The 18,190-nt window shown below is 64.6% G+C and carries 18 protein-coding genes; 9 read left to right on the top strand and 9 right to left on the bottom strand.

Annotation, left to right across the window (positions count from 1 at the left end):
* The first annotated feature begins 223 nt into the window (after positions 1 to 223).
* A complete protein-coding gene (locus RX330_RS03090; RefSeq protein WP_212079550.1) occupies positions 224 to 1,261 on the top strand; it encodes a sensor histidine kinase in 1,038 nt (345 codons plus the stop codon).
* Between the two features lie 3 nt (positions 1,262 to 1,264).
* Here the strand turns inward: RX330_RS03090 and RX330_RS03085 are convergent, their stop codons facing one another.
* Entirely contained in the window at positions 1,265 to 1,900 is a 636-nt protein-coding gene (locus tag RX330_RS03085; protein ID WP_212079549.1) for a J domain-containing protein, read from the bottom strand.
* 106 nt (positions 1,901 to 2,006) lie between these two features.
* On the opposite strand from RX330_RS03085, the gene RX330_RS03080 reads away from it, so the two are divergent.
* On the top strand, positions 2,007 to 2,279 hold the full coding sequence (locus RX330_RS03080) for a BolA family protein (RefSeq protein ID WP_317242035.1): 273 nt from the start codon (positions 2,007 to 2,009) through the stop codon (positions 2,277 to 2,279).
* Between the two features lie 83 nt (positions 2,280 to 2,362).
* On the opposite strand, the gene RX330_RS03075 is transcribed toward RX330_RS03080, so the two are convergent.
* The 3 genes from RX330_RS03075 to RX330_RS03065 form a co-directional block, all read right to left on the bottom strand.
* Positions 2,363 to 3,715, bottom strand: coding sequence for a hemolysin family protein (locus RX330_RS03075; RefSeq protein WP_212079547.1), 1,353 nt, complete (start codon positions 3,713 to 3,715; stop codon positions 2,363 to 2,365).
* Positions 3,716 to 3,782: 67 nt separating this feature from the next.
* The gene (gene aroB / locus RX330_RS03070; protein WP_317242034.1) at positions 3,783 to 4,925 is read right to left on the bottom strand and encodes a 3-dehydroquinate synthase; all 1,143 of its coding nucleotides are present in this window, start codon (positions 4,923 to 4,925) and stop codon (positions 3,783 to 3,785) included.
* Entirely contained in the window at positions 4,922 to 5,545 is a 624-nt protein-coding gene (locus tag RX330_RS03065) for a shikimate kinase (protein WP_212079545.1), read from the bottom strand. Before RX330_RS03065 ends, aroB begins: the two co-directional genes overlap by 4 nt.
* Before the next feature lie 180 nt (positions 5,546 to 5,725).
* Between RX330_RS03065 and RX330_RS03060 the strand changes: the two genes are divergently transcribed.
* A complete protein-coding gene (locus RX330_RS03060) occupies positions 5,726 to 5,872 on the top strand; it encodes a histidine kinase (protein ID WP_212079544.1) in 147 nt (48 codons plus the stop codon).
* Positions 5,873 to 5,888: 16 nt separating this feature from the next.
* On the opposite strand, the gene RX330_RS03055 is transcribed toward RX330_RS03060, so the two are convergent.
* Positions 5,889 to 6,401 carry a TetR/AcrR family transcriptional regulator gene (locus RX330_RS03055; protein ID WP_317242033.1) on the bottom strand — a complete coding sequence of 171 codons (513 nt, stop codon included), beginning with the start codon at positions 6,399 to 6,401 and terminating at the stop codon, positions 5,889 to 5,891.
* Between the two features lie 189 nt (positions 6,402 to 6,590).
* Here RX330_RS03055 and RX330_RS03050 point away from each other — a divergent pair, with 189 nt between their 5' ends.
* The 6 genes from RX330_RS03050 (at position 6,591) to RX330_RS03025 (ending at position 13,747) form a co-directional block, all read left to right on the top strand.
* Positions 6,591 to 7,640 (top strand): aldehyde reductase, encoded by a 1,050-nt coding sequence (locus tag RX330_RS03050; protein WP_317242032.1) that lies wholly within the window; start codon positions 6,591 to 6,593, stop codon positions 7,638 to 7,640.
* Between the two features lie 36 nt (positions 7,641 to 7,676).
* A complete protein-coding gene (locus RX330_RS03045) occupies positions 7,677 to 8,084 on the top strand; it encodes a nuclear transport factor 2 family protein (protein ID WP_212079541.1) in 408 nt (135 codons plus the stop codon).
* Between the two features lie 84 nt (positions 8,085 to 8,168).
* Complete coding sequence (gene xerD / locus RX330_RS03040; RefSeq protein WP_212079540.1) at positions 8,169 to 9,128, top strand: site-specific tyrosine recombinase XerD; 960 nt, start codon at positions 8,169 to 8,171, stop codon at positions 9,126 to 9,128.
* Between the two features lie 325 nt (positions 9,129 to 9,453).
* Positions 9,454 to 10,416, top strand: coding sequence for an acetyl-CoA carboxylase carboxyltransferase subunit alpha (locus RX330_RS03035; protein WP_212079539.1), 963 nt, complete (start codon positions 9,454 to 9,456; stop codon positions 10,414 to 10,416).
* Positions 10,417 to 10,922: 506 nt separating this feature from the next.
* On the top strand, positions 10,923 to 12,449 hold the full coding sequence (locus RX330_RS03030; RefSeq protein ID WP_317242031.1) for a L,D-transpeptidase family protein: 1,527 nt from the start codon (positions 10,923 to 10,925) through the stop codon (positions 12,447 to 12,449).
* A 200-nt stretch (positions 12,450 to 12,649) separates the two neighbouring features.
* Entirely contained in the window at positions 12,650 to 13,747 is a 1,098-nt protein-coding gene (locus RX330_RS03025) for a helix-turn-helix transcriptional regulator (protein ID WP_317242030.1), read from the top strand.
* Between the two features lie 691 nt (positions 13,748 to 14,438).
* Here RX330_RS03025 and RX330_RS03020 read toward each other — a convergent pair.
* Genes RX330_RS03020 through RX330_RS03005 form a run of 4 tightly spaced genes read right to left on the bottom strand, consistent with a single transcriptional unit; the run spans position 14,439 to position 18,188 of the window.
* The gene (locus RX330_RS03020) at positions 14,439 to 15,134 is read right to left on the bottom strand and encodes an ABC transporter ATP-binding protein (protein WP_317242029.1); all 696 of its coding nucleotides are present in this window, start codon (positions 15,132 to 15,134) and stop codon (positions 14,439 to 14,441) included.
* Positions 15,127 to 15,858, bottom strand: a complete 732-nt coding sequence (locus RX330_RS03015; protein ID WP_212079535.1) for an ABC transporter ATP-binding protein — start codon at positions 15,856 to 15,858, stop codon at positions 15,127 to 15,129. The genes RX330_RS03020 and RX330_RS03015 overlap by 8 nt, the downstream gene beginning before the upstream one ends.
* Positions 15,848 to 16,951, bottom strand: a complete 1,104-nt coding sequence (locus RX330_RS03010) for a branched-chain amino acid ABC transporter permease (RefSeq protein ID WP_212079534.1) — start codon at positions 16,949 to 16,951, stop codon at positions 15,848 to 15,850. Before RX330_RS03010 ends, RX330_RS03015 begins: the two co-directional genes overlap by 11 nt.
* A gap of 19 nt (positions 16,952 to 16,970) precedes the next feature.
* Positions 16,971 to 18,188 (bottom strand): substrate-binding protein, encoded by a 1,218-nt coding sequence (locus RX330_RS03005; RefSeq protein WP_212079533.1) that lies wholly within the window; start codon positions 18,186 to 18,188, stop codon positions 16,971 to 16,973.
* Positions 18,189 to 18,190 lie beyond the last annotated feature (2 nt).

Here is an 18,190-nt window from a genome sequence, read left to right as displayed (position 1 = left end):
GAGGGCATCTTCGCTTGCAGACAAGGCCTTACTGGGGTGAGGGGTATCTCTCCGCGCACACCGACTCGCGTTTGCGGAAGCAATCCCTCATCCGGCGCTCCGCGCTTCCTTCCACAAGGGAAGAAGGAAGAAGTAATCGTAGGAGGAACTCCACGCCCCCGACTGGCACATGGAACGTATTCGCCTGCAGCGAATTGCATGATCTGGCCCGTCGAGGAATGCAATGCTGGACTTGCTTGGACAATCTGACGAGGCCAGGATCGGCGAGATCGCGAGGCAGGCAGCGAGCAGGAACGCTGCCAACGCGGATTCCGAAAGGCGATTCCGGGACTTGCTCCAGGCGCTGCCCGCCGCGATCTACACGACCGACGCGGAAGGCCGCATCACTTTCTTCAATCAAGCCTGCATCGATTTTGCCGGACGCACGCCGAAGATCGGCGAGATGTGGTGCGTGACATGGAGGCTCTATCTGCCTGACGGCACGCCGCTTCCCCACGACGAGTGCCCCATGGCCATCGCGCTGAAGGAGAACCGGGCGGTGCGCGACGTGGAGGCTGTGGCCGAACGGCCGGACGGCTCCCGGATCTGCTTCATGCCCTATCCGACGCCGCTGCGCGACGAACGCGGTGAGCTGGTTGGCGCGGTGAACATGCTGGTCGACATTACGGCTCGCAAGCAAGCCGAAGAGCGGATGATGCTGCTCGCCTACGAGGTCGACCATCGTTCGAACAATCTGCTCGCGGTGACCCAGGCGATGCTGCGGCTGACCAAGGCCGAGACCGCCGCGGAATTCCAGGCCGCGTTTCAAGGCCGGCTCAGCGCGCTTGCCAACGTGCAGAGGCTGTTCTCGGCGTCGCGCTGGACCGGTGCGAGCCTGAAGACGATCGTCGAAGAGGAAATGCGGCCCTACACGAGCGGAGACGGCGAACGCGTCCGCATCGCGGGTGACGATATCCGTCTGCCGGCCACGCTCGCCCAATCGATCGCGGTTGCCGTACACGAGCTGGCGACCAACGCAGCCAAATACGGAGCGCTGTCGACGCCGTCTGGCAGGCTGAACATCCACTGGGAGACCACTGACGCAGAGCCCCTCGTGCTGCGCTGGTCGGAGAGCGGCGGTCCTCGTGTCAACGAGCCGCCCAAGCGCAAGGGCTTCGGCATCGGCGCGGTCGACGGCATCATCCGGACCTTGCGGGGACGCGTCAGCCGGCAGTGGAGGCCGGAAGGACTGGTTTGCGAAATGTCCTTCCCCGAGGCGTAGGCTTTACGCCTCCCGCACCACCGTCTTCAGATAATTATACGCCTTGATGATTTCGATCAGGCGGTCCTCGGTGGAGCGGTCGCCACCATTGGCGTCGGGGTGGTGCTGCTTCACCAGCGCCTTGTACTTGCTCTTGACGTCGGCGAGCGTCGCACTGGGGCCGAGGCCCATGACCTGGAGCGCCTTGCGCTCGGCGTTCATCACCTTGCGCGTCTCGGCCTTGGGCTCCGCTTCGGGGCCCTTGCGCCAGCCGGTGCGACCGTTGAGCTCCTGGAACATGCTGAATGGATCGAAGGCACCATCGATCTCGGCTTCCGCGCCCTTCTTGACGCCGCCATTGGCGCCCATCTTCCAGGTCGGGCGGTGGCCGGTCAGTGCATCCTTCTGGTAGCGCGCCACGGCGTCGGCGTTCATGCCCGAGAAGAAATTGTAGTTCTGGTTGTACTCGCGCACATGGTTCAGGCAGAAGTGCCAGTACTCGCGCTGGTTCTCGCGGCCCTTCGGCGCACGATGCGCGCCCTTGTTCTGGCATCCGGCCCATTCGCAGCCGACCGCGGTGTCGCGCGGCTTCACTTCCGGCTGCTTGCCGCGCGGCTTGACGCGGATGGAGTCGAAGAACTTTGATGAATCGATCGGCATGGCTGACTTTGACTACGCAATGCAAAAACCTTCAAGTCTTGACATTGCAATTAGCGACAAACCCGGCAAATAACGGGGCGTGATCTCTACACCCGAATGGCACAACATGGCTATGCGCGACACTATCAGCAACAAGTTGCAGGAAGCTTTCACGCCGGAAAGCCTGCAAGTCGTCGACGAGTCACATTTGCATGAGGGTCACGCCGGCCATCGGCCGAGCGGCGAGACGCACTTCCGGGTGTATATCGTGTCTGCCGCCTTCAAAGGGAAGAGCCGGGTCGACCGCCATCGCATGATAAATTCGGCGCTGGCCGCGGAACTCGTCGGCGGCGTGCATGCGCTGGCGATTCAGGCAAAGGCGCCGGGGGAAGGCTCCTAATTCGTGCGGCGAATTACGCCCTTTCCTCTCATCCCGAGGAGCGCGCCCGAGACGGCGCTGACGCGCCTCCTCACCCTGAGGATCTAGAACGACGTCCCGGCGCGCCTCGGCTTTGCCTCTTCCAGCTCCGCATCGCGCGGCACCGGTGAAATACGGAGCGCGGTGATGCGGTTGCGCTCGCGGCGGAGGACGCGAAAGCGGAAGCCGTGGAAGGTGAAGCTCTGGCCGCGATCGGGGATCGAGCGCGCCTCGTGGATGACGAGGCCGGCGACCGTGGTTGCCTCCTCATCGGGCAGATGCCAGTCCATGACGCGGTTGAGGTCGCGGATCGGCACCGAGCCGTCCACCACGACCGAGCCGTCCGGCTGGCGGCGCACGCCGGCGACGACCACGTCATGCTCGTCGGAGATATCGCCGACGATTTCCTCCAGAATGTCTTCCAGCGTCACCAAGCCTTCAACCTCGCCATATTCGTCGACGACGAGGGCGAAATGGGTCTTGCGTCGGCGGAACGCCTTGAGCTGCTGGGATATCGGCCGCATTTCCGGCACGAACCAGGGCGGCAGCATGATGGTGGTGACGTCGATGCGCGAGGTATCGCCTTCCGACGCACGGATCGCCCGCAGCAGATCCTTGGCGTGCAGAATGCCGATGATGTTCTCCGACTTGTCGCGCCACAGCGGAATGCGGGTGTATTCGGTGGCCAGCACCTCCCGTACCAGCTCCTCGGGCGGCAGATCCGCATTGATCATCACCATGGCGGTGCGGTGAACCATCACGTCGGACACCGTCAGCTCGCCGAGGCGAAAGACGTTGTGAATGTATTCGGCCTCGCCGCTCTCGATCTTGCCGTGCACGGCCGATTCCTCGACCAGGCCTTCGATCTCGGAATCCGTCAGGATCTCGTGCTGCGAGAACTCCTGGACCCCGATCAGACGCAGGATCGCGCCCGACGCCGTGTTGAGACACCAGCTCAGCGGATAGAACACGAGGTAGGAAACGTGAAGCGGATACGCAATCCATTGCGACACGGGCATCGGCTCCCGGATCGCAAGCGTCTTCGGCACCTGTTCGCCGATGATGATGTGCAGCGAGGAGAAGACCAGAAAGCCCGCCACGAACGAGGTGAAGTGCAGCGTTGCCTCCGACAATCCGAGCGGATGGAGGACCGGGCTCAGCAGCGCGGCAACGGTGGGCTCACCGATCCAGCCGAGCCCGAGCGAGGCCATGGTGATGCCGAGCTGGCAGCAGGCCAGATAGGCCTCGATGTTGCCCATCATCCTTTGCAGCAGGCGCGCGCCGAAGCGGTTCTGCTCGACCATGGCCTTGACGCGGAAGCCCCGGCTCTTCACCAGCGCGAATTCCGCGGCCACGTAAAATGCATTGGCGGCGAGCAGGAGCGCCGCAAGCAGCAGATTGATCGAGATCGAACTCATGTTTGCCTCGTGACCGCCTCGGCCTTCCGCGCCGCTTCGCGAGCGACCGATCCGGACGGTCCTGCCATCACTGCGACAACTTCGCCTTCAGGAAATCGCGCACCAGCGTTGGCTCGACATCCTTGGCGATCACGGCGCGGCCCACGGCTTCCAGCAGGATGAAAGTGAGCTTGCCGCGCTTGACCTTCTTGTCCTGCGCCATCAAGGCCATCAGCGCGTCGGCATCGGCGAGCCCTTCCTGCGCGAACCCTGCGATGTCCTGCAAGCGTGTCGGCAGGCCGGCTTCGATCAGATGCCGCTCGACACGTGCCGCATCGGCCTCGCCGATCATGCCGAGCCTGGCCGAGAACTGCGCCGCCAGCGTCATGCCGATCGCAACGCCCTCGCCATGGAACAGGCGGTCGGAGAAGCCGGTCGCCGCTTCCAGGGCGTGACCGAAAGTGTGGCCGAGATTGAGCAGCGCGCGCTCGCCGGTCTCGCGCTCGTCGCGCGAGACGACGCCGGCCTTGGCGCGGCAGGAGGTCGCGATCGCGTGCTCGCGCGCCGAGCCGCCCTTGAAGATGTCGGCATGGTTCTTCTCCAGCCAGGTGAAGAAGGCCTCGTCGCCGAGCACGCCGTATTTGGCGACCTCGGCATAGCCGGCACGGAACTGCCGCGGCGACAGCGTGTCGAGCACGGCGGTGTCGGCGATCACCAGCACCGGCTGGTGGAAGGCGCCCAGCAGGTTCTTGCCTTGCGGCGAGTTGATGCCGGTCTTGCCGCCGACGGATGAATCGACCTGCGCCAGCAGAGAGGTCGGCACCTGCACGAAGTCGACGCCGCGGCGCAGGATGGCGGCGGCAAAGCCGGCGAGATCGCCGACAACGCCGCCGCCGAGCGCGATGACGAGATCGTTGCGCTCGATCTTCGCGGCGATCAGGGCTTCGCTGACCTTCTCCAGGCCGGCATAGGTCTTGGAAATCTCGCCTTCCTCGACGACGATGCGCGAGGTCGGGATGCCGCTCGCCGCGAGCGAGGCTTCAGCGGGCTCGAGCCAATGCTTTGCCACGGTGCGATCGGTCACGATCGCAGTGCGCACGCCGGGCCGTAAGGCTGCGACGCGCTCGCCGAGCGAGGCCAGCACGCCGCGGCCGATGACAATGTCATAGGCGCGATTCTCCAGCGCGACCTCGACAGTGACAGGATCAGAATGTTTCAACGGCGCAGTCATCGTATGGCACTCGCAACGTCGGCAGGTGGCTGGGCGGCCCGTTCGCCGCACAGATGTGCGCGCAGCGCCTCGATGCACTCCTCGACGATTCTGTCGTGCGGCACGTCGCGCGAGGCGATGGTGAGGTCGGCATGGCCATAGACCGGCTCGCGCTCGGTGAGGAGGCGCGTCACGGTTCCTTCGGGATCGGCGGTCTGCAGCAGCGGGCGATCGGCACGGCGCCGCACGCGGCGCATGATGACGTCGTGGTCGGCCTTGAGCCAGATCGAGACCGCTTTCGCGGCGATGCGCGCGCGCGTCTCCTCGCGCATGAAGGCGCCGCCGCCGGTCGCCAGCACCACCGGCCCGCCGTCGAGCAGCCGCGCGATCACCCGCGCCTCGCCGTCACGGAAATACAACTCGCCGTGGCGCTCGAAGATCTCCGGGATGGTCATCTGGGCCGACGTCTCGATCTCAGTATCGGCATCGACGAACGGCAGCTTGAGCCTGAGAGCCATGCGACGGCCGATGGTGGATTTGCCCACGCCCATCATGCCGACGAGCACGATCGAGCGCGCGCCCAGCGCCGACAGGATGTCGGCTTCGGGCGAGGCTGGTATCGGCAACGCGGCGTCGGACATTGTCTCGCTCGAATGGATCTCGCACGATGCCGCCAAAGGCGGCATGCTTTGGCCACCTATACGACCCCAGGGGGGCCCTCGCCAGAGGACTCTTGCCACGAAACGGCGAACATGTTGGATGATTTCATTGGTTAATTTGCCCGCCAAGCCCGATACAAGACCCCTAGAGACCCCAGAACGATGCCCAGCCTGTTCCGCTTCCTGACGGCCGTCGCCGTGATCGCCGGCATCGTCTATGGCGTGGTCTTCGCGCTGGCAAACTTCGTCAATCCGAAGCCGCGGGAAATGACGGTGACGATCCCGCCGGACAGGTTTCTCAAACGATAGCCGTTGGCCGGGAGCGTCAGCCGGCCGGCAGATTTCGGGTCAGGGCCTGACGCAGCAGGCGTAGGAACAGCCGCGTATCATCAAGGAGATTCTGACCCGCGGTCTGGGCCTCCTTGATGCCTTCCATCGCCGCGACGATGATGCCGGCTAGGTCCGACGGCGTGGCCTTCGCACCATCCAGGGTGATCGCACCCGTTGCCTGCGCATCGGCGAGCGCGCGCGCAAGCAGCGCCACCAACCGAGCGCGGGCCGCCAGCGTGATGTCCTTGGCGAGCGCCATGTTGGTATCGAACAACTCCGCCGCATCTGCGCTGCCGGCGAACGGCACGACCAGATCGCGCTGGAACGCCGCAATCGCCGACTCGATCCGGTCGAAAACGTCGCCGTGACCAGCGAGGGCGGCCTCGACGTCGCGCATCGTCCTGGCGTGCGCCCGCTCCGATCCCGCCCGAAACAATTCCTCCTTGCTGCCAAAGCTCAGGTAGAGCGCCGCACGCGAGATGCCCGCCGCGCGCGCGATGTCGGCCATCGACGTCTTGCGAAAGCCATGGCGGACGAACACCGGCAGTGCGGCGTCGAGAATAGCTCCGGCTTTGCGATCGCTGTCATTCATTGAGACAAATTGACAGTCATCGTCCAATACGTCAAATACACGTTAGACGGAATAAGTCCATTTGTCTAATCGGTAGTGCCCCCTGTCCTAAAGGTTTGAAGTTACATGCATTCCCAAGTTGGCGCCCCGGCCGCCACGGTTCTCGTGACGGGTATCGGCGGATTTCTCGGCGGACATATCGCCAGGCAGTTGCTGGAGAGCGGCCATCGCGTGCGCGGCACCGTCCGCGACCTGGCCGCCTCCGACCGCATCCGGAGCCGGCTTGGCGCGCCAGCGCTCGCCGCGGCCGATGCTCTCGATTTCGCGCGCGCCGATCTCCGCTCCGACGGCGGATGGGACGACGCGCTGAAGGACTGTCGCTATGTGATTCATGCCGCCTCGCCGTTTCCGGCAGGGCTGCCGAACGATGCGAATGAATTGATAAGGACCGCCAAAGACGGCGCGTTGCGGGTGCTGCGCGCGGCCCATGACGCCGGTGTGGCACGCGTCGTCCTGACATCCTCGATCGCCGCCACCAATCACGGCGATGGCCAGGCCCCTTTCACCGAAAGCAACTGGACTGATCCGACCAGCCCGCGGGCGACGCCGTACTACAGGTCGAAGACGCTGGCCGAGCAGGCCGCCTGGAGCTTTGCCAGCAAGAGCGGACTCGATCTGGCCGTCATCAACCCCGGCATGATCTTCGGACCGCTGCTCGGCCCGCAATGCGGCACGTCCGTCGGACTGATCCGGCAGATGATGAGCGGCAAGTTGAAGCGTGTGCCGCGCTTCGGCTTTGCGGTCGTCGACGTGCGCGACGTGGCTGACGCGCACATCCGTGCGATGACCTGTCCGGAGGCCTCCGGAGAGCGCTTTATCGTTGGTGGAGGTTTCTTCTGGCTGCGGGAATTGGCCGCCGTGCTGGCGAGATCTTTCCCAGCCTACGCAGCTCATCTGCCTTGCGGCGACGTGCCGAACTGGATGGTGCGGGCCATGGTGCCGTTCAGCGGTCGTTCGCGCATGATCGTCCACGAACTCGACCGCGACCTCAGCGTCAGTGCCGCCAAGGCGCGTCGCGTGCTGAATTGGAGCCCGCGTCCTGACGAGGACTGCATCCGCGCCAGCGCACAGAGCCTGATCGATTATCGCCTGATCGCCGTGCCGCAGGCCGGCTGACCTTTGTTCACTCTTGCAGAACCGGAGAACCGATCAATGACTGGACACGCGACCGAGACGGACTCACCGCAAGCCGAGCACATCCGCACCACCGAGCGGGCTCGGCTTCGCGCCCTTGTCGCCGGCGACATGGACGCGGCGGGACCGCTTCACGCACCGGAGTTCCAGCTGGTCACGCCGGTCGGCATGCCGCTGTCCAAGGCCGAATATCTGGGCGCGATCCAGAGCGGGCAGATCAAATATCTCATGTGGGAACCCGGAGCGATCGCCGTTCGTCAGCACAACGATCATGCCGTGATTCGCTATCGCGCCAGGCTCGAGATCGTGTTTGGTGGTCACCGGGTTGCCCCTGCGGACTATTGGCACACCGACACTTACGAATGTCGCGATGGGCAATGGATGGTGGTCTGGTCGCAGGCCACGGCGATCAGCCACATGTCCTAGACCTTCGATGAGACGTTCAGAAGCGCGCCGACCGCTCGATATTGCTGGTGAGTTTCTCAAGAAATAGGAGCTAGCCTGAAGGGCATGCGCATCAAGCCCTCCGATAGCAAGCTCACCGGCCTGTTTCTCGACATGCTCGCGGCGGAACAGGGCGCCGGGCCCAACACGCTCGACGCCTATCGCCGCGACCTCACCGATTTCTCGGAATTTCTGGGCCGCGTCGGCCACACTTTCGTGGACGCGGAGACGCAAACACTGCGCGACTATCTCGCCGATCTCGACACGCGCGGCTTCAAATCCACCAGCGTCGCGCGCCGGCTGTCGGCGATGCGGCACCTCTATCGCTTTCTCCTCAACGAACGCATCCGCAGCGAGGATCCCGCCGCGATCCTGTCCGGACCCAAGCGCGGCCGCGGCCTGCCGAAGGTGCTGTCGATCGCCGATGTCGACCGCATGCTCCGTCGCGCCAAGGAATTGAGCGAGGCGGAGGATGCCTCGCCCGCAAGGCGGCTGCGGAGCTTGCGGCTCTATTGCCTGCTCGAGGTGCTCTACGCCACGGGCCTGCGCGTCTCCGAGCTGGTGGCGCTGCCGCGCTCGGCGGCCAAGCGCGACGCCCGCATGATCGTGGTGCGCGGCAAGGGCAACAAGGAGCGCCTGGTGCCGCTCAACGAGGCCTCGCGGCAGGCGATGGCGGATTACCTCGCGGCGACGGAAGCGGCGAAAACCGAGAAGAAGAAGGACAGCCTCGCCGCCTCGAAATGGCTATTCCCCTCGTTCGGCGAGAGTGGGCATCTGACGCGGCAGCATTTTGCCCGCGACCTCAAGGAGCTCGCGGTCGCCTCGGGCCTGCAGGCCCGGCTGGTCTCGCCGCACGTGCTGCGCCATGCCTTTGCCAGTCACCTCCTGCACAATGGTGCCGATTTGCGCATCGTGCAGACCCTGCTCGGCCACACCGATATCTCCACGACCCAGATCTACACCCACGTGGTCGAGGAGCGGCTGAAGAGCCTGGTGCGCGACCTGCATCCACTGGCGGAGAAGTAAGCGATTGTCGTCCCTGCGAACGCAGGGACCCATACCGCGTGATCTGTCTGTGACGGGCGGTGTCAGCACCTCGGGAAGACCACTTCACCGCCAGTCTTCGCCAAACTTCTCCCTGTGGTTATGGGCCCCTGCGTTCGCAGGGACGACAGCGGGGAAGGAAACCGCCTTGACTTCGGCCACATCTCCGCAGAAAGAGCCGGGGCCTTTCGATTGATTTGGCGGGCCCGCTCGCAGCACACAAGCCAACCCCTTGAAGAAGCTACACTTCTCTCCGCCAATTGAAATCCGCTTCGCTCGCTAGCCCCGTCCTCCCTATATTGAGTTGATGCAAGACCAGATGCGCAGCTATCTCGACTTCGAAAAGCCCGTCGCCGAGCTCGATTCCAAGCTCGATGAACTCAGGGTCATGGCGGCTTCCGGCACCGACATCGCCGAGGAGGTCTCGCGCATCGAGGACAAGGCGGCGCAGGCGCTGGCCGACCTCTATACGAACCTGACCCCGTGGCAGAAGACGCTGGTGGCGCGGCATCCGCAGCGGCCGCATTTCAACGACTTCATCAAGGGCCTGATCACCGAATTCACCCCGCTCGCCGGCGACCGCAAGTTCGGCGAGGACGAGGCGCTGGTCGCCGGCTTCGGCCGCTTCCGCGGTGAGCCGATCTGCGTGATGGGCCAGGAAAAAGGCGATTCCACCGAGAGCCGCATCCGGCACAATTTCGGTATGGCGCGGCCCGAAGGCTATCGCAAATGCGTGCGGCTGATGGAGATGGCCGAGCGGTTCGGCCTGCCGGTGCTGTCGCTGGCCGATTCCGCCGGCGCCTATCCCGGCATCGGCGCCGAGGAGCGGGGCCAGGCCGAAGCCATCGCCCGCTCGACCGACGCGTGCCTCGCACTGACCGTGCCGAACGTCGCCATCATCACCGGCGAGGGCATGTCGGGCGGCGCCATCGCCATCACCACCGCCAACAAGGTGTTGATGCTGGAGCACGCGATCTACAGCGTGATCTCGCCGGAAGCCGCCTCCTCCATCCTCTGGCGCGACGGCACCAAGGCGCAGGAAGCCGCCAACAACATGAAGATCACCGCCCAGGACATGCTCCGCTTCGGCGTGATCGACGCCATCCTGAAGGAGCCGGTCGGCGGCGCCCACCGCGACCCCGCCGCCATGATCGCCACCACCGGCGATGCCATCGCCAAGGCCTTCGACGAGATGCGCGGCCTGGATGGCGATGCCATCCGCAAGCAGCGCCGGCAGAAATTCCTCGATATCGGCCGGAAACTGACCTGATTCGGGCGGTTTCCGGTCTCGTAGGGTGGGCAAAGGCGCGCTCTTGCGCGACGTACCCACGAATTCTCACCGATCACACGCAGGTCGTGGGCACGGCGCGATGCGCCTTTGCCCACCCTACAAGCCCTCCCCGGATCACCCCGGTAACCCTGCATTAACCCTTTTTTTGCCCAAATCGGCGATCTCTGTCCTGATGGGGCCGAAAGGCCCAAGTTCCGTCTCAAGTCGCGTTCATTCAGTCTTCGTTGACCATGCCGATGGGCCAACGGGCTCGTGATCCCCGCTCGGGTTGCGACCACATGACCCAGAGGTTAGAATTTTAATCAATGGCTTCAGGGCACAAGCGCTGGGGCGTGAGCTGAAAAAGCCCGTCACGACGGGTCCGGTTGTCCGGTCGGATCATGCGCCAAACAAATTGGGGTTCGCGCTTCGTAGCCCGGCACGGTGTGGGGTCCATCTTGATTTCTCGTTCGCTTGCTCGCGCGCTTTTGGCTTCGGTTGCGCTGATGACGGCTGGCGTTCTGCTGTCCGGCTGCAACACCGACCAGGTCTCGCTCGCGACCAACGCCAAGGCCAACCAGCCGGTGCCGCCGAAGCTGCTCGCCGCGATGGTCGAGAAGGACATGGATCTGCAGTCGCCGATCCTGGTGCGCCTGTTCAAGCAGGAGGCCGAGCTCGAGGTCTGGAAGCAGACCCGCAACGGTCAGTTCGCGCTGCTCAAGACCTATCCGATCTGCCGCTGGTCGGGCGATCTCGGCCCCAAGGTGCGCGAAGGCGACCGCCAGGCGCCGGAGGGATTCTACTCGATCAACCCGGGCCAGATGAATCCGCAATCGGCCTATTACCTCTCCTTCAACACGGGTTACCCGAACGCGTTCGACAAGGCTTTGGGCCGTACCGGCTCGCAGCTGATGGTGCATGGCGACTGCTCCTCGCGCGGCTGCTACGCGATGACGGACGAGCAGATCGCGGAGATCTATTCGCTCGGGCGCGAATCCTTCTTCGGGGGACAGAAGGCGTTCCAGCTCCAGGCCTATCCGTTCAAGATGACGCCGGTGAACATGGCCAAGCACCGGAACAATCCGAACATGCCGTTCTGGAAGATGATCAAGGAAGGCTATGATCATTTCGAGGTGACGCGGCAGGAGCCGAAGGTCGATTTCTGCGAGAAGAAGTACGTCTTCGACGCGGCCAAACCGGCGGATGCGAAGCGCGATCCGGTGTTCGACGCCGCGGCGAAGTGCCCGGCCTATGTGATCCCCGACGACATCGTCGCCGCCGTGCGGGGCAAGCAAGCCAGGGACGAGGCCGAGTACGCCAGGCTCGTTGCCAAGGGCACGCCGGTGGCGCGCATGAACACCGGCATCGACGGCGGCATGAACAAGGTCTTCGCCGCGAAGATTCCGGAAGGCTCGACCGGCCTGTCGGAAGGCGCCGAAGGCACCACGCTGCAGATGCTGGCAATGGCGAAGGCGCCGGGCACGATCCCCAGCCACGTCAATCCGCCCAAGCCGAACCTCGACAGCGTGGCGTCCGCGCCGGCCCCGCAGGAAGAGCCGGTGGTCGCCGTGCCCGCGACCAGCACCCGCGTCGCCGCGGCTCAGCCTGCCGAAAAGTCCCAGGAGAAATCCGGCGAAAAATCCGGCGGCTTCTTCTCCAACCTCGGCCGCAAGATGGGCATGGGCTCATCCGACACCACGGCCGCCACCCCGCCGCCGCAAGCCACCGCCTCCGTGGCGCCGGCCCAGACCGCCCCGACGCCGCCCACCGCTGCGTCGCGGCTAAAGGCCGCCGTGAGCCGCTTCGTGCCGGGGAATGACAAGTCCAAGGATGCCGCAAAGGACGCGCCGAAGCCGGCCGTGGCCGCCAAGCCCGCCGAGCCGGCGAAGCAGACCGACACCCGCCTCGCCGCCACGCGGCCGGCGCTGAAGCCGTCGGTGAGCGATGGTGCGGGTGAAGCCACGCAGATCATGGGCGCCGCGCCGGTAGTGCAGTCGAACTCGTTCGACAGCCGCTTTGGGGCGGTGAGGTAGGGGCGATGCCACGCCTTCGGGAGTAGGCCACGCACGGCGTGCGGATTGCCAATCCCCTGGATGGGCTCGCCGCCGTCATAGGCCTGCGTAATCCGCCAGACCGATTGGTTCCCGACAAGGATCCGGGGCGCCTCGCGATGTGCGGATTGCGTCACCCGGTCACCCGGCTATAGTTCTGCCATGAACTCTTCGCGCTGCGCATGAGTGGATTTGGGCATCTCGATCATCTGATTGACCGGATCTACGAGGCCGGGCTCATACCGTCATTGTGGCCCGATATCCTCAATGAAATCGGTAGCGCTGTCGGCGGCAATGGCGGACTGCTTTTCGCGGTACGCGACGGCTATGTCAGCGGGATCAATTCCGTCAATCACGACCAGACCATGTCTCTTTTCTTGGAAGAGGGATGGAGTGAGCGCGATCCGTTGCTGCCGCGTGCCGCCGCGCTCAACTACGCCGGCTTCCTCAGTGACGGAGACCTTCTGTCGGAGCAGGAGATCGCGACCAATGACGTGTACTGCAATTTCTACCGCAGGCACGGAATCGGCTACAGAGCCGGGACCATCATTTCAATACCGAGCGGCGATTCGATTGCGATCGTCATGCCGCGACACCAGGACGATGGGCCGGTGCCGCGCGAGGTCGTCTCGTTTCTTGATGGCCTGAGGCCTCATCTGGCTCGGGCGTCCCTGACTGCGAACCGCCTTGGCTTCGAGCGCGCGCGCGCGCAAGCCGACGCATTGCAGGCCATCGGGCTACCCGGGGCGATATTGCGCGAACGAGGCAAGTTACTCGCGGCGAACGGCCTGTTCGAGGCGCTGATGCCGTCGCTGTTCCAAGATCGCGCAGAGCGGTTGACCCTGACCGATGTCACTGCGGACGGGTTGTTCTTGGCGGCGCTGGGGACCCCGCTCATCGGCAACCGCCCGGCCGTCAGGTCCCTCGCCATCGCGGCGGCGATGAATCGCATACCGATGGTCCTGCATATCGTCCCGGTGCGCGGATCGGCACGCGATATCTTCACCCAAGCCACGTTCATGCTCATCGTAACACCCGTCGATCGCGGCGCGGTGCCGAGTGCGGAAGTCCTGCAAGGGCTATTCGACCTGACACCCGCGGAGGCCCAGGTCGCACGTGGCGTTGCAGAGGCCGGATCGATCGATGCACTCGCAGCAAAAATCGGCGTGACGCGAGAGACGGTGCGCACGCAACTCAAAGCCGTGCTTTCAAAGACCGGCCTTTCCCGTCAGCAGGAGCTCGTCAGCCTGCTCGCCGGCAAGGCATTGCGCGGCGGATAGACTCTAACGCAGACAGGTCACTCGTCGCCCTGACCGCCGTTCGGACCGGACTGACCCGGCATGCGCAAACTCCCTTTCACCCAAACGGGTGAAGACACGGGTCGGACCTCCGGGTTGAAGTTTGTCCGACTGGATGCATGGCGAGAAGCGGCGACAATGGTCAGACCGGAGTATCCAACATTCGAAGTGACCTTGGTGCAGCGCAAGCGAAAAAGATGGGCCTGGAGCGTCTCCACTAGCGAAGGCGCGGTCGTGATGCGAGGGCGGGAATTAAACCGATATGCCGCCAAGTATCAGGCCGAACGAGCGCTTTTCATGCTGCTTCTGACCGCGCCCTATCGGTCGCGGCTTCCCGTATAGCGAGGCCCTCATCGAGGGCGCGTCCGGTCGTCCCCGTGAGCGATCAGCGGGCGCGGGTACGACGGCGCGGCCTGCCCTGCGAAGCCCAAGGGCTAAGCAGAGTTGCGTACGGAAGAACCATGCGGTCCCGCCGCCCGCAGGTTGGCGTCAAGTTTTCGCGGTAGCGTGTGCGGCCCGATGCGGCTGCGCCGACCAGCGACCTGCGAGACGACGGGCGCCGAGAACCGGGCCGGCGTTATCGATCGAGACGCTGCGGCCTACTGGATGCCCCGGTCAAGCCGGGGCATGACAGTGAGGATGACGCGAGAGCATCAAGCTTCATCAGCACCTTCTACGGCGTCAGATACCGCACCAGTTCCGGATTGTCCCTCACTTCCCCCGCCTGCCCCTGCAGCGCGACCCGTCCACGGTCCAGCACATAAGCGTAGTTGGCAACGCGGAGCGCGAGGTCGAGGTGCTGCTCGACGATGATGACGGCGATAGACTTGGCGAGCTCGATCAGGCGTTCGGTGATCTCCTCGATGACGCCGATCCAGACGCCTTCGGTCGGCTCGTCCAGCAGCAAGAGCTTTGGGTCGCCCAGCATGGCGCGGCCGATCGCGAGCATCTTGCGCTCGCCACCGGAGAGCGTGCCGGCGGGCTGGTCGAGGCGCTGGCCGAGCTTTGGGAAGATGGTCAGCACATGGTCGACGGCGTCGGCCTTCCTGCTCGCGAGCGAGCCGACGGCGAGATTGTCGCGCACCGACAGGCGCGCGAACACCGAATGCTCCTGCGGCACGTAGCCGATGCCGGCGCGGACGCGCTCCTGGGTGGCGCGGCGGCTGATGTCGCGGCCGTCGAAGGCGACTTCGCCTTTCCACGCCGGCAGCTCGCCGACGATGGTCTTCATCAGCGTGGTCTTGCCGGCGCCGTTGCGCCCGAGCACGGCGACGCCGCCGCGCCAGGGGATGCCGAGGTTGACGTCGAACAGGACCTGGCTTCGGCCATAGCCCGCATCGAGATGCTTGATGTCCAAAAATTCAGGCACGGCGCAGATAAATCTCCTGGACTGACTTGTTGGCCTGGATCTCGGACACCGTGCCCGAGGCCAGCACCTTGCCCTGGTCGAGCACGGTGAGGCGATCGCAGATGTCGCGGATGAAATCGAGGTCGTGCTCGACGATGACGAGGGAGCAATGCTGCTTGATCGGCTGGAGCAACTCGCCGGTGACGCGCCGCTCCTCCAGGCTCATGCCGCCGGTCGGCTCGTCCAGCAGCAGCAGCTTCGGCTTGCCCGCGAGCGCCATTGCGATCTCCAACCATTGCTGCTGGCCATGCGACAGCGCGGCCGCCGCGTCAAAGGCGCGATCGGCGAGGCGGAATTGCCTCAGCATGGCCATGACCTGGTCGTGAAGCGCGCCCCGCGTGCGCGAGAACACGAGATCGAACAGCGAGGACTGCGCCTGCAGCGCGAGCAGGATGTTGTCGTACAGCGTCAGCGACGGCAGCACGGAGGTGATCTGGAACTTGAGGCTCATGCCGGCGCGGGCGCGCTCGGTGGGCGTGAAGGCGGTGATGTCGGTGTTGACGAAGGAGACTTTCCCTTGCGTCGGTACTTCGGCACCCGCGATGCACTTCATCAGCGTGCTCTTGCCAGAGCCGTTCGGGCCGATCAGCCCGTGAAACTCGTTCTCGCCGACGCTGAGCGCGGCGCCGTCGAGCGCGGTGAGCTTGCCGAAGACCTTCTTGATGCCGGCGGCTTCAAGGAGCATTGCGCTTCTCCTTGTCGCTCGCTTCGGGCTTGGCACCGAAACTGCCGACGCGCTCGCGCTCGCCCAGCACAAAACTGATCAGGCCGAGCGGCCGGAACAGGATCACCAGCAGCAGCAACAGGCCCAGAATGATCGGCCAGATGTCGCGGTAATTGTCCGACAGCCAGAAGCTGACGCCCTCGACGATGACGGCACCAATGACCGCGCCGATCAGCGTGCCGGAGCCGCCGAACAGCACGTAGAGCACCACCTGCGTCGAGACAACGACGCCGACCATGTTGGGCCAGACGAAACCTTCGTGGAAGGCATAGAGGCTGCCGGCAAGGCCCGCGACGGCGCCGCCGATGGTAAAGATGATGGCTTTGAGATGCTGGGCCTTGTAGCCGAAGAAGGCGATGCGCTGCTCGTTTTCGCGCAAGCCCGCCAGCGCCAGACCGAACTGCGAGCGCACCAGGAAGCGGCAGAGCAGGTAGACCACGACGAGAATGCCGAGCACGAGATAGTAGAAGGACGGGCCTTCCGTGAACTCGTACGACCCAAGCGACATCGGCGCGATCGAGGGGATGCCGTTCTGGCCGCCGAGATAGTACCAGCCGCGTGCGAGCCGATCGGCGGCATAGGAGCCGGTGAGCGTGCCGAGCGAGACGAAGATCACGCTGGAGGGATGCCGACCCAGCAGCAGGAAGCCGCCGAGCAGGAGCGCGAAGGTGAGGCCGATGATGGTGCCCGCCGGCAGCACCAGGAAGATGTTGGTGACGTCGAGGTCGCGCGCGAGCAGCGCGACGCCGTAGCCGGCCGAGCCGAAGAACAGGGCCTGGCCGAAGCTCATGATACCGGCATAGCCCCAGACCAGATCGAACGACAGCGCGAACAGCGCCAGGATAATCACGCGCGTTGCGAAAACCGTGAGATAGTCCTGCAGCACCAGCGGCGCGAGCAGCGCCGCGACGAGCACGACGCCCTCCACGATCGGCAGGACCTTTCGCCGCGAAGCGGCTTGCCTCACAGGTCCCTGCTCAGTCATTGCGACGTCGGTCTCCCCGCCGATCTCGGCGGGGATCGCCTGTTTCACTGCGCCCATCGACTTCGACATTCCACCTCAGCATTCCTTCTCAGCATTCCTTGGGATCGACGAGCCCGTTGCTGCGCCCGACGATCTCGTAGTTTCCGCCCTTGGCAACCGCAGTGTACATCTTCATCTTGCAGTGCCGCTTGCCCGGCACCATCTCGGCCGGCCCGCCCGGACCTTCGGCGATTTTGGCGTGATCGAGCGCGGCGGCAACCGAATCGCGATCGACCTTGCCCGCTTCCTTCACCGCGGCTTCCCACAGCTTCAGGCCGCGATAGGTGCCGGTGGCGGCGCTGCCGGCGGCGAACAGGAAGTTGCCCGGAAAATCCTTCTCGTAGGCGGCCTGGATCTTGGCGTCGAACGGGTTCTCCTTGGTCAGCACCTTGAAATAATCGAGGCAGCTCGCAAGGCCCTCGATTTCCGCGGCCTGATTGATGTTGAGCGTGTTCTCGTCATAGTAGACGCAGGCGAGCCGCCCGCCGTTCTTGAGGAAGCCGGCTTCATAGAGCTGCTTGAAGAACGGTCCGACGCCAGGCGGAATGACGGTGTTGAAGACGACGTCGACCTTGTTGGAGATGATGCGGTTGACGGTCGCGGAGAAGTCGACCTGGTCGAGCGGGTAGTATTCCTCGAACACGACCTCGCCGCCATTCGCCTCGATCACCTTGCGGGCGTAGACGTTGAGCGTGTGCGGCCAGACGTAATTGGCGCTCGGCAGCGCGAACTTCTTGCCGCCATTCTTGATCAGCCAGGGAATGAACTCGTCGCATTGCTGCGCCGGCGTCGGCCCGGTGCAGAACAGATAGGGCGTGCACTCCTTGCCTTCGTAGAGCTGCGGATAGATGTAGAGCGTCTTGCCGCGCGATACGATCGGATCCTTGATCGCGTTGCGCATCGAGGAGGTGATGCCGCCGAGCACCATGTCGACCTTGTCGCGCTGGATCAGTTTTCGCACGTTGCCCACCGCAACCGATTCGTTCGACGCGGTGTCCTCGATATAGAGCTCGAGCGGACGGCCGAGCAGACCACCGGCGGCGTTGATCTCCTTGATCACCATCTTGGCGACGTTGGCGTCGGCGTTGCCGGCATAGGCGATCGGGCCGGTGAGGTCGGTCGCGATGCCGACCTTGATCGGGGCCTCGGCCGCATTGGCCCAGGGCGCCGGGATCACCCAGCTTCCGACACCGGTTGCGACCGCACCGGAAGCAAAGGCGAAATTGGAGAGGAAGCGACGGCGAGAGAGCTGCGTGCGATCGATCATGT

Source organism: Bradyrhizobium sp. NDS-1 (assembly GCF_032918005.1).
GTDB classification, from domain to species: Bacteria; Pseudomonadota; Alphaproteobacteria; order Rhizobiales; family Xanthobacteraceae; genus Bradyrhizobium; species Bradyrhizobium tunisiense.
This window is presented reverse-complemented; position numbering and strand designations above follow the sequence as displayed.